Origin of the sequence: Xenorhabdus griffiniae, from assembly GCF_015163655.1 — a bacterium.
Classification (GTDB): Bacteria; Pseudomonadota; Gammaproteobacteria; order Enterobacterales; family Enterobacteriaceae; genus Xenorhabdus; species Xenorhabdus griffiniae.
The window spans coordinates 40,856-52,035 of sequence record NZ_JADEUF010000012.1 but is presented as its reverse complement, the minus strand read 5'-3'; the positions used below and the strand labels follow the sequence as shown (position 1 = coordinate 52,035).

Genomic DNA, 11,180 nt, shown 5'->3' with positions numbered 1-11,180 from the left:
GACTAAGAAACATCTCATTTATTAGATAGTCATTGTAAATAATAATTGACATAAGATGAATATATCCTTGATGAAGATGTTTCGCATATAGACTATTTTTATTCACATAATACCATAAGGATATCAGTGTTATTGCGAATGAATTTAGACAGCATATGTTTAAGGAAAAAGCTTTAATCTTTTAACCTAATTGTGTTGAGAATATGAACTTGAATCAATTTAAATCGATTGAGGTTATCAATATTTCATATGGTTTAACTGATGCAACAGTTAATCATGAAATGATTTCAAATATCACATTTTCTATTATACCAGGTGAAATTACTTTGATAACAGGGCCGAAGGCATCGACTAACCGCACGGTATTGTCGATTGCATCGGGTATGTTACAACCAGATCAAGGAGATGTATTAATTAATAATAACAAGTTGAAACTAATGAATGATGTGGAGTTAGGAAAGTTTCATCATGAAAATAGCGGGTTTATTTTCCAAGATTTCAACTTATTTAGTGAACTCACTCTCTTAGATAACTTGTTATTATCAACGTCTTATGGATTGTCACTTGCTCGCGAGCAAGCCGAAAAAATCGCACAAAAATCGCTGGATATTGTGAAATTAGGCGATAAAAGCCGTTATTATCCAGGGGAACTGTCTGAAAACGAGAAACAATTGGCAGCAATGGCGAAAGCCATAGTCAGAAGACCTGAGTATTTATTTGCAGATGACCCAACACGCAATTTAGATGATCAGGCATTTCAGACATTCATGAATATCTTTAAATTTATTGCCCATGAACAGAAAGGTACGGTTGTCATTGCCTCTCAGGACAGACGCCTGATAAAACACGCGGATAGCGTTATCACTTTAGCATATGGAAAGGCAACTAAGACTTATGAATCCATAATGGAACAACGCGTTTTAGTGTCGTAATCGCTCAGTAGTAACAATGGGTTAGTTACATGCAACAAAAAACGGCCTGCGAGCAGGCCGTTTTTTCTGGCAGACTTACTTACTGATCTTTTTATATTTAATGCGGTGAGGCTCCAGCGCTTCCGCCCCCATAGTCCGCTTCTTGTAATCTTCGTATTCGCTGAAGTTTCCTTCAAAGAAGGTGACTTTACCTTCATCCTGATAATCAATGATGTGTGTCGCGATACGGTCAAGGAACCAACGGTCATGGGAAATAACCATCGCACAGCCAGGGAACTCCAACAAGGCGTTTTCCAATGCACGCAAAGTTTCGACGTCTAAATCGTTAGTTGGTTCGTCAAGCAGTAACATGTTGCCGCCAACTTGCAGCAACTTAGCTAAATGCAGACGGCCACGCTCACCACCAGACAATTCACCAACACGCTTACCTTGATCTACGCCTTTGAAGTTAAAGCGCCCCACATAGGCACGGCTCGGAATTTCAAAGTTACCAATGCGCATAATGTCTTGACCGCCAGAAACTTCTTCCCAAACGGTTTTGCTATCATCCATGCTATCGCGGAACTGCTCAACAGAAGCCAATTTAACCGTTTCACCCAGTGTAATTGAGCCAGAATCTGGCTGCTCCTGACCGGACAACATACGGAACAGCGTTGATTTACCTGCACCGTTCGGGCCGATGATCCCAACAATCGCCCCTTTTGGCAAAGAGAAACTCAAGTTGTCGATCAGTACGCGATCACCATAAGACTTGGTTAGATTAGTGACTTCCAACACCTTGTCCCCCAAACGTGGGCCAGGCGGAATAAACAATTCGCTGGTTTCATTACGTTTCTGGTAGTCAACACTATTCAGTTCTTCAAAGCGCGCTAAACGTGCCTTGCCTTTTGCCTGACGTCCTTTCGGATTTTGGCGGATCCACTCAAGTTCTTTCTCAATGGATTTACGACGAGCCGCTTCTGACGCCGCTTCCTGTGCCAGACGTGCATCTTTTTGTTCCAGCCATGAAGAGTAGTTGCCTTCCCACGGAATACCTTCACCACGGTCAAGCTCCAAGATCCAACCAGCGACGTTATCCAGGAAGTAACGGTCGTGGGTGATCGCAACCACTGTGCCTTCATAATCGTGCAGGAAGCGCTCCAGCCATGCGACAGATTCAGCATCAAGGTGGTTAGTGGGTTCGTCAAGCAGCAGCATGTCTGGTTTTTCCAACAACAGCTGGCAAATTGCTACACGACGGCGTTCACCACCAGACAAGTGTTCAATCTTCGCATCCCATGCAGGCAGACGCAAAGCATCAGCCGCTCGCTCAAGCTGATTATCCAGATTGTGGCCGTCATGGGATTGGATAATCGCTTCCAGTTCACCTTGCTCTTTTGCCAGCTTATCGAAATCCGCATCTGGATCAGCATAAGCAGCATAAACTTCATCCAGGCGAGTCAACGCATTTTTAACTTCGCTAACAGCTTCTTCCACAGCTTCACGAACCGTATGTTCAAGATTAAGCTTAGGTTCTTGCGGCAGATAGCCGATTTTAATACCCGGTTGTGGACGTGCTTCTCCCTCAATATCTTTATCAATACCCGCCATGATGCGCAGTAACGTAGATTTACCAGCACCATTGAGGCCGAGAACACCAATTTTTGCTCCAGGGAAAAAACTCAGAGAAATATTTTTCAGAATATGCCTTTTAGGAGGAACAACTTTTCCTACCCGATGCATACTATAAACATATTGGGCCAATGTAGTTTACCTTTTGATTATCTGCTTAATGGATCTGGTATTGTACGACTTCTTTTTAACTTGCCAACTGAGGAAGTTGGATCTTTCTCACTGTAATCGCTGTTCTGCCTTTTTTATCACCTTGTCATTTTTGGCTGGGCGATGTATACCAGTGCCTGAAATTGATGTGTCAAATTTTGAACAAATCACTTTGTCATTCTCACAGATAGAAGTCATATGCTATGTATAAACACTCACTATGGAGGTTTGTATGTCTACTGCCATTAAAAAAGGGAGGAATAGTCAAGGAATTATTATGCCTACCCATATCCTCAATCAGGTTGGTCTGAAAACCGGTGAAGCGCTGGATATGCAGGTTGATTCTGGAAAAATTATTTTAACCCCAAAGAGAAAAAGGAAAATCTTCTCTGAGAGTGCGCTGCTTGCGGATATTAATGAGCATAATTCTCATGCGGATGAATTAGCAATCACGACCAGCACGGAGTTAGGTTCATAATGTCGCCTTACTTACCTAAAAGAAATGACATAATTTTCCTTGATTTTGAACCCGTTAAAGGAAAAGAGAACGGTAAGTACCGACCGGCACTTGTTCTTTCAAGTGAGGAATACAATAAAAAAACTGGGTTAGTCATTATATGTCCAATTAGTACAAGTATCCGTGGCGGAATGACTGAAGTGCCAGTAAATAATCTGGCAAAAACAAGCGTTGTTGCTGCAAGCTTGGTTCAAACATTGTCATGGAAAGACAGAAAATCTCAGTTTGTAACTGAAGCTGAATCTGATGTGATGGACGAGGTTTTGACTCGATTGATTTCATTGATTGGCGCAAATCATTTTTTCGAATAACCCAACCCGCCTCGTACGGATTTCTCTTTTCTAGTGCCGGCTTCATTGCGTCTCAATGTTAATATGCCGCAGTTCCTGCTGGGATTTCGCACACCTGGAGCAAATAAATTTTGTCTTTTGATTAAAAAATCGTTTGTATTTATCGAACCTGGATGGTGTATTTTATCTATCCACTTATAAAATAACACTTTTTTAGCGTTTTCCATTTGGTATGACAATTGTAATAACTCATATCAATAATATGATTATAATTATAAATAGGTTTTCATAATACTGAGCGTATCAGATGTGGGAGTTCCTTACCCCGCGCGGGGTAAGGAATATTCCTATCATTTTGAAACGCTATTTATATACGCATGAAACTTCAAGTTGCGCAATTTACAAGACCATATGAAACCTGATTTCCCCCCGCTTCGCGCGGAGAAATCACACGCATCTTGAAGTTAGATTGGTATAGCATCTTAACAATTCATTTGGACACTGAGAGTCGTTTTCCGAAGGGGTATGTGGCAATGAGTAAGTGGCAGCATTTCATTACGGCTGTGTGTATGGTTTCTGTTGTTACTGGAGTGGCACATGCCGATTCTCTGAATGCACAACGTCAACGATATCAAGCAATAAAGCAGGCATGGGATGACAAAAATAGCGCGGAAGTGGCGCGTCTGATGCCAACGTTGAAAAACTATCCCCTGTATCCCTATCTCGAATATCGTCAATTATCTCAGGATTTGGCAACGTCCACGCCTGAGCAAGTTCAGCACTTTATTAATACTCACCCTACCTTGCCACCAGCACGTTCGCTAACATCTCGATTTATCAATGTACTGGCAAACAATAGTGATTGGCGCGGCATCCTGACATTCAGCCCCAACCCGCCAACTACCGTTGCCGAACGCTGTGATTACTATTTTGCGCAATGGGCCACAGGACACCAACAAGTCGCTTGGCAAGGGGCTAAAGAAATTTGGCTCAGTGGCAACTCATTACCTGATAGTTGCGATAAGTTACTCACTGCCTGGGATCAAGCTGGATACCTGTCTGCAAAATTAATTTTACAGCGTATCGAATTGGCGATGAAAGCCAATAACACCACACTTGTTACCTATCTTGCCAAACGCTTGCCGTTGTCTTATCAAAGCTTGAGTACGAATTTACTGAAGCTGCAACAAGATCCAGCGTTAATTGAACAATTTGCTACAACTGCCACACCAACCGACTTCACCCGCTCGGTTATCATAACGACCTTTTCTCGATTTGCCCGCACAAATGCTGAACTTGCCAGAATAAGCATTCCTACACTTGTCCGCGCCCAAAAGATGCATAACGACGAACGACAGCAATTAAAAGATATCGTCGCATGGCAATTGATGGGAGACATTACACCAGAGCAGGCAAAATGGCGGGATGATACTATTCGCGCTTCACACTCTATCAAATTAATTGAGAGACGTGCTCGTTTAGCATTGAGGGATGGTGATCTTTCTGGGCTTGAAAGATGGATTTCGTTGCTGCCGCAAAAAACGTTGCAACAAGATGAGTGGCAATATTGGCGTGCTATTATTCTGATCAATCAAAGGAAAAACGCAGAAGGCCATGCGATATTATATAAACTGACCGGACATCGTGGTTTTTATCCCATGGTGGCAGCCCAGAAATTAGATATTTCTTATCCATTGACCATCAATAAATCAGAGAAACCCGATCGCTCCATTGCCAATATGCCGGCAATTAAGCGTATCCGAGAGTTGCTGTATTGGAATATGGATAATTTGGCTCGCTCAGAATGGCTCCTCCTGGTTTCTTCGCAAGATCGCGTGACACAAGAACAGTTAGCTCGTTATGCATTCGAGCAGCACTGGCCCGCATTCAGTGTACAAGCTACCATTGCGGGAAAAATGTGGGATCACCTTGAAGAGCGTTTCCCGATGGCATGGCAAAACGAATTTGCAAACTTCACGTCAGATAAAAATATTTCACAAAGTTATGCCATGGCAATTGCCCGTCAGGAAAGTGCCTGGAACCCACTGGCCCGTTCTTCCAAAGGAGCTAGCGGATTAATGCAGATCATGCCAAAAACTGCCGAACATACTGTGAAAAAAGAGAAAATTCAGGGTTATGTCAACAGCAATCAATTAATGGACCCGATTACGAATATTAGAATTGGCACTGCTTATCTGGAATCGGTCTATCAGCGTTTTGAAAATAACCGTATTCTTGCCAGTGCCGCTTATAATGCCGGCCCTGCAAATGTTGAACGTTGGTTAGCTAATACCGCCGGGAATATCGATCCCATCGCCTTTATAGAAAGCATTCCCTTTGCAGAAACGCGCGCTTATGTCAAAAATGTTCTGGCCTACGATATGTTCTACCATAATTTTATGGGGAAAATGTCAAATGTGCTGACAAATGCGGAATGGCAAAGACGTTATTAATTTAAGATAAATATGGTATGCTATTGTACTAGTTGAATAGTATGGTAGTGAATTATGGCACAAAATCATTTGATTGATCCGGCACTTTCCCCGGAAGATAGTGATGACTGGCTCGCTTTTGTTGAGTTGTTAAAAATAGCATTTGAACAAAATTTGCAACATTCTATTTTGCAGCTATTATTGACTCCCGATGAACGTACCGCTTTATCAACACGGGTTCGGATTATTCAGGAATTGATGCGTGGGAAAATGAATCAGCGCGAACTGAAAAATGAGCTGGGCGTTGGTATTGCGACAATTACACGTGGTTCCAATAGCTTAAAAAATGCACCGGCTCATGTTAAGAAATGGCTGGAAAATCAATTAATTACTGATTGACAATAACCACGATAAAATAACAAATTAAATAATGCAGCGGGGGCCGTCTAATCGCGCCCCCAAACAACGACATACCGTTAAGATTAGTTATTCGACTCTTTGTAAATTTCATGATGGATAGGCACAAGAGCCAGTATCAGAGCTTGATGATAAACGCTAGTACGCGTCAGAATACCATGGGTAAAAAAGCCAATCGCACCACCTTTCTGCTTGATATTATCGACGCCAGTAACATCCGCCATTTCATGGCCAAGTTCGCGTCCTTGACGAATGCCTTCCAGGACTTTTTCTGGCAACATCAAACTCGCAGAACGCGATTCTCCCCGAATTTGTTTATGTTCAACGACCATCCAGGCAAACGTCATGTCATCTTCAATTCCTGCTTCAACGCCAACCCAAAAATCAGCTTCTGGCCGAACCTGGCGAGCAGCCATAACCCGATGACGGGCACCTGTACGCGTTTCAGTATTACCAATAGGTTGCTGAGGTACACTACTGTCTACATTAACATCTTCTATGTGGTAGGTGCCTGGGCCAAAAACATCATCGAATGCAAGACTAATCGCTTTTATCTTCGCAGGGTTAGTTGTTGCTGCAATAACGTGGTACATATAAATAAATTATCCTTTGAATTATTTCATGATGCAGTATAACGGAAAATAACTATGTTACAGGTCTATCTTGTTCGTCATGGCGAAACCGAATGGAATGTGGCTCATCGTATTCAGGGGCAGTCTGACAGCCCTTTGACCGAAACTGGCCGGCGCCAAGCTCACTTGGTCGCGCAGAGAGTTAAATCAGAAAACATTACCCATGTTATCACCAGTGACCTTGGTCGGACACGCCAAACAGCAGAAATCATCGCGAGAGCCTGTGGCTGCGATATCATACTGGAACCACGCCTGCGAGAGTTAAATATGGGCGTTCTGGAAAATCGCGAACTAACTTCCCTTACACCAAAAGAAGAATCCTGGCGTAAAAGTCTTGTTGATGGTACACCAAATGGACGGATCCCAGAAGGTGAATCGATGGATGAAGTGTCTACCCGTATGCGGGCCGCACTGGAAAATTGCCTTAACCTGCCTGCGGGTAGTCGTCCACTGTTGGTCAGTCATGGAATAGCTCTCGTCAGTTTGATCTGCTCTATTCTGGGTCTTCCCGCTAACTCAGAACGCCGTCTACGATTGAGAAACTGTTCCATCTCACGGGTGGATTATCAAGATAGCCCGTGGCTGGCTCCAGGTTGGATAGTTGAAACAACGGGCGATATCACTCATCTGGATATGCCCGCCTTGGATGAATTACAAGGTTAACGTTCAATTGGGATGAGATACTCAAATTCCACAATATGATTTTGTGTCTCATCCCCAAGATTTTTCCATTCAAGATTGGTGAGGTAATATCGCTCGACATCGTATCCCTTTCTGCGAGTTATGTTTAGTGTAGGCAAACAGACGCCATAAACTGTAAAGAGAAACTCTTGTAACTGCTCTTTATCACCAAAATAACTGAATGAAATATAATCCCCACTTGGCAAGACGACTGGATGGCTATTTTTGCTATCAAAGGTCGCATATTCTGGTTCTACAGCTGTGGTATAGAATACGGTCTGTTCATCTTCACTCTCCACACAAGGGGTCGTATGGTGTAATCCATAAAGTCTCGGTGGTAATACTTCAACATTCTGTAGATAGTTAACCCAAAAATCATGACGCATATTCTTGCAATCTTCTGACCACTGCTCAAGTGTGTAACTGCAAGTGTGCTCAGTACCGATAAGTGATTTCTCTTCCAACGTGACAAATTTATGCTCTGGCAACGGTTTGTTATCCAGCAAGATAGGAGGATGTATTCCTTTTGCGCACCATTCTTCGCTGCGACGATAGGCTGCTGGCGTTCGGTCAAACTGTTTTTTAAAAGCTCTTGTGAAAGTTTGTTGAGAATCAAAACGATATTGCAAGGCAATGTCCAAGATTGGACGGCTGGTTAAACGTAATGCAACGGCAGCCCTGGATAATCTTCTCGCACGAATATAAGAACCTATTGCCTGGCCTGTTACGTCCTTAAACATGCGCTGCAAGTGCCATTTGGAGTAACCGGCTTTTGCTGCAACGTTATCAAGAGACAATGGACGATCCAGATTATTATCCACCCAATGCAGCAAGTCTCGAATGATGTTGGTTTGATCCATACATCTCCCTCAGTCATTAAGACAAAAAGAAAATCATATAAATGTAAAACAACTTATCAGTTTGAAAACTAAAAGTTTTTCCCTAAAAACAGATCTTATGTAGTTTGATCAATAATCAACACCTATACTTTTCCCAAAATAAACCTAGATTACAATTTCCCTGAGTGTTGTTGCAGTATCCACTATCCTAGTAATTGGTTACTAATATTTATTATAACTATTGGTTAGTTATTCTTTAGGTACAATATGCCAAGCTGGTTCCATTAGGCATATTGATTGTTACATTGATGTTACCAACACACTCTCAATAAATTAAACAAGCTTTTGCTTGGAATAAATTAATAGCAGAATTGGTAATATGTCAAGCATTGTCTTGATAAATAAGCCAGTGTTATGAATTGTAAGAGAAAATTATTTACTACCGAAGTGCTGGATGTTGACCTAACTCCAATGACATAACTTTTTAAAGATCAGGACTTACTCGTCTTGGATGCATATTCAGCTATAATGCCCAAGTTTTCCATCACAGATACATTCACATTAGAAATGATTTAATTAAATTTATTGCGTTACATTATATGTGAATGATAGATATTTTCACTGTATTTATTTAATTCAATTGGACTATATATGGCAACAATGAAGAAAATAGTGATAGCGGCGACCTTACTCTTTTCTCCTGCGGCTTTACATGCTGAAGAGATCGGTTCTGTTGACACCGTGTTCAAACTTTTTGGCCCTGATAACAAGATAGTGATAGAAGCTTTTGATGATCCTGACGTTAAAAATGTCACCTGTTATCTGAGCAGAGCTAAAACTGGCGGACTCAAGGGAGGATTAGGATTGGCAGAAGATACTTCTGATGCAGCCATATCCTGCCAGCAAGTTGGCCCGATTGAATTGGCAGATAAGATAAAAAAATCCCCTAAGAAAGGACAAGTCGTCTTCCAAAAACGCACTTCTTTGGTATTTAAAAAATTGCAGGTTGTACGCTTCTATGATCCAAAGCGTAATTCGCTAATTTATTTAACTTATTCTGACAAAGTGATCGATGGTTCTCCTAAAAATGCAATCAGTGCTGTACCGATTATGCCGTGGAAAGAGTGAATAACTCATCACTGAGACAAGAAAAGCCCTGATGCCATCGGACATACGGGGCTTTTTGACAGATACACTATGTAGAAGATATACCTATATACGCATTAGACTTCAAATTGCAATTTACAACACGCTATGAAATCACACGTATCTTGAAGTTAGATTGGTATAAAAAAGTATCAATTAGTCTTCTAAATCACCACAGAAACGGTAACCTTCACCGTGGATGGTAGCAATGATTTCTGGAGTATCTGGTGTCGATTCGAAGTGCTTACGAATGCGGCGAATAGTCACATCAACAGTACGATCGTGCGGTTTCAGTTCGCGGCCTGTCATTTTTTTCAACAATTCGGCACGGGTTTGGATTTTTCCTGGATTCTCACAGAAATGAAGCATCGCACGGAATTCGCTACGCGGCAATTTGTAATGATCGCCCATCGGACTAACCAAAGAGCGGCTATTAATATCCAGCTCCCATCCATTGAACTTATAACTTTCAACTTGGCGACGCTCTTCTCCTGGATGACTCAGGTTCATTGTCCGCGAAAGCAAATTACGTGCACGGATGGTTAATTCGCGTGGGTTAAATGGCTTAGTTATATAATCATCAGCACCGATTTCGAGACCAAGAATTTTGTCCACTTCATTATCACGGCCGGTTAGGAACATCAATGCAACATTTGCCTGCTCACGTAATTCACGGGCAAGCAGTAAGCCATTTTTACCTGGCAGATTGATATCCATAATGACTAAATTGATATCGTTATCTGACAGAATGTTGTGCATTTCTGAACCATCATTGGCTTCATAAACAACATACCCTTCAGCCTCAAAAATACTCTTAAGGGTATTGCGTGTGACAATTTCGTCTTCAACAATCAAAATGTGCGGGGTTTGCATGGTTGCTACCTAAAATCGCTAAAAAACAGAATCTGTATGGCACAAGCTGTTATTATTAAAAGAAAATATACTGATCTTGTTCTGAATGCCAGAAAACCAGCTTATGCCCGAAATAAACGTTTTGATATGTTTTACGCTAAAAGCTAGCGTCGCTTTCCTAGAGGGTACATACCCGATTTAAACGAGGCTTCTATATTAGTCTATTAACAGCAATATAACAGCTAGTAATGCATTTGCCTTCTAAAAAAACTAACTTTTGTTGATACATATCAAAATCAATTGTAGCACGTTAACATTAATTGTAATTGTTAATTTTAATTTGGGTCATTTGTTATTAACTTGAATAAATTATGTTAATGGATGTTAAAACGCCGTGAATCCTTGAAGAGATTCACTCGGCACTGAAATATCCAGATGACACGTTTTTATCATAAAGACAAAATAATTACAAAATATGTTTTTTGTAAAATTAAATGCTATTAAATAAGCTGACTAACCAAATAATGATTTGTCATTTGGGCTATATTTTGAATAATTTCGATACGGAAAATGACGGTTTTTTCTTCTTTCGCCATAAAAAATATTTGACATTGACCACAATTTAATTTAACCAATAGGGGGTCAACCGAATTAAAAAGACAGACAGGAAACTATGCTCCA

Annotated in this window: 11 protein-coding genes; 7 read left to right on the top strand and 4 right to left on the bottom strand. The window is 41.3% G+C overall.

The annotated features are described in order from the left end of the window. The first annotated feature begins 203 nt into the window (after nucleotides 1–203). A complete protein-coding gene (locus IQ211_RS03795) occupies nucleotides 204–932 on the top strand; it encodes an ATP-binding cassette domain-containing protein (RefSeq protein ID WP_189758337.1) in 729 nt (242 codons plus the stop codon). A 75-nt stretch (nucleotides 933–1,007) separates the two neighbouring features. On the opposite strand, the gene ettA is transcribed toward IQ211_RS03795, so the two are convergent. Beyond that, nucleotides 1,008–2,675, bottom strand: coding sequence for an energy-dependent translational throttle protein EttA (ettA, locus tag IQ211_RS03790; protein ID WP_189758336.1), 1,668 nt, complete (start codon nucleotides 2,673–2,675; stop codon nucleotides 1,008–1,010). Between the two features lie 250 nt (nucleotides 2,676–2,925). Here ettA and IQ211_RS03785 point away from each other — a divergent pair, with 250 nt between their 5' ends. From IQ211_RS03785 to trpR, 4 genes are all read left to right on the top strand, one after another. After that, nucleotides 2,926–3,171 carry an AbrB/MazE/SpoVT family DNA-binding domain-containing protein gene (locus IQ211_RS03785; protein WP_189758335.1) on the top strand — a complete coding sequence of 82 codons (246 nt, stop codon included), beginning with the start codon at nucleotides 2,926–2,928 and terminating at the stop codon, nucleotides 3,169–3,171. Then, nucleotides 3,171–3,521: a type II toxin-antitoxin system PemK/MazF family toxin gene (locus IQ211_RS03780; RefSeq protein ID WP_189758334.1), complete on the top strand. Its 351-nt coding sequence runs from the start codon at nucleotides 3,171–3,173 to the stop codon at nucleotides 3,519–3,521. Before IQ211_RS03785 ends, IQ211_RS03780 begins: the two co-directional genes overlap by 1 nt. 512 nt (nucleotides 3,522–4,033) lie before the next feature. Beyond that, a complete protein-coding gene (sltY, locus tag IQ211_RS03775; RefSeq protein WP_189758333.1) occupies nucleotides 4,034–5,953 on the top strand; it encodes a murein transglycosylase in 1,920 nt (639 codons plus the stop codon). A 54-nt stretch (nucleotides 5,954–6,007) separates the two neighbouring features. Then, nucleotides 6,008–6,331, top strand: a complete 324-nt coding sequence (gene trpR, locus IQ211_RS03770; protein WP_189758332.1) for a trp operon repressor — start codon at nucleotides 6,008–6,010, stop codon at nucleotides 6,329–6,331. An 83-nt stretch (nucleotides 6,332–6,414) separates the two neighbouring features. Here the strand turns inward: trpR and yjjX are convergent, their stop codons facing one another. Next, nucleotides 6,415–6,942, bottom strand: coding sequence for an inosine/xanthosine triphosphatase (gene yjjX / locus IQ211_RS03765; protein ID WP_189758331.1), 528 nt, complete (start codon nucleotides 6,940–6,942; stop codon nucleotides 6,415–6,417). Nucleotides 6,943–6,996: 54 nt separating this feature from the next. Between yjjX and gpmB the strand changes: the two genes are divergently transcribed. Next, nucleotides 6,997–7,644, top strand: coding sequence for a 2,3-diphosphoglycerate-dependent phosphoglycerate mutase GpmB (gpmB, locus tag IQ211_RS03760; RefSeq protein ID WP_189758330.1), 648 nt, complete (start codon nucleotides 6,997–6,999; stop codon nucleotides 7,642–7,644). On the opposite strand, the gene robA is transcribed toward gpmB, so the two are convergent. After that, nucleotides 7,641–8,522 carry an MDR efflux pump AcrAB transcriptional activator RobA gene (gene robA, locus IQ211_RS03755; RefSeq protein WP_189758329.1) on the bottom strand — a complete coding sequence of 294 codons (882 nt, stop codon included), beginning with the start codon at nucleotides 8,520–8,522 and terminating at the stop codon, nucleotides 7,641–7,643. The two genes, gpmB and robA, sit on opposite strands and share 4 nt — an antisense overlap. A 630-nt stretch (nucleotides 8,523–9,152) precedes the next feature. Here robA and creA point away from each other — a divergent pair. Further along, the gene (gene creA, locus IQ211_RS03750) at nucleotides 9,153–9,629 is read left to right on the top strand and encodes a protein CreA (RefSeq protein WP_189758328.1); all 477 of its coding nucleotides are present in this window, start codon (nucleotides 9,153–9,155) and stop codon (nucleotides 9,627–9,629) included. Between the two features lie 174 nt (nucleotides 9,630–9,803). Here the strand turns inward: creA and arcA are convergent, their stop codons facing one another. Further along, entirely contained in the window at nucleotides 9,804–10,520 is a 717-nt protein-coding gene (arcA, locus tag IQ211_RS03745; RefSeq protein ID WP_074022800.1) for a two-component system response regulator ArcA, read from the bottom strand. Between the last annotated feature and the right edge of the window lie 660 nt (nucleotides 10,521–11,180).

Coding starts and splice junctions, on each gene's coding strand:
- IQ211_RS03795 (WP_189758337.1), top strand. CDS start 204: ATGAACTTGAATCAATTTAAATCGATTGAGGTTATCAATATTTCATAT.
- IQ211_RS03785 (WP_189758335.1), top strand. CDS start 2,926: ATGTCTACTGCCATTAAAAAAGGGAGGAATAGTCAAGGAATTATTATG.
- IQ211_RS03780 (WP_189758334.1), top strand. CDS start 3,171: ATGTCGCCTTACTTACCTAAAAGAAATGACATAATTTTCCTTGATTTT.
- sltY (WP_189758333.1), top strand. CDS start 4,034: ATGAGTAAGTGGCAGCATTTCATTACGGCTGTGTGTATGGTTTCTGTT.
- trpR (WP_189758332.1), top strand. CDS start 6,008: ATGGCACAAAATCATTTGATTGATCCGGCACTTTCCCCGGAAGATAGT.
- yjjX (WP_189758331.1), bottom strand. CDS start 6,942: ATGTACCACGTTATTGCAGCAACAACTAACCCTGCGAAGATAAAAGCG.
- gpmB (WP_189758330.1), top strand. CDS start 6,997: ATGTTACAGGTCTATCTTGTTCGTCATGGCGAAACCGAATGGAATGTG.
- robA (WP_189758329.1), bottom strand. CDS start 8,522: ATGGATCAAACCAACATCATTCGAGACTTGCTGCATTGGGTGGATAAT.
- creA (WP_189758328.1), top strand. CDS start 9,153: ATGGCAACAATGAAGAAAATAGTGATAGCGGCGACCTTACTCTTTTCT.
- arcA (WP_074022800.1), bottom strand. CDS start 10,520: ATGCAAACCCCGCACATTTTGATTGTTGAAGACGAAATTGTCACACGC.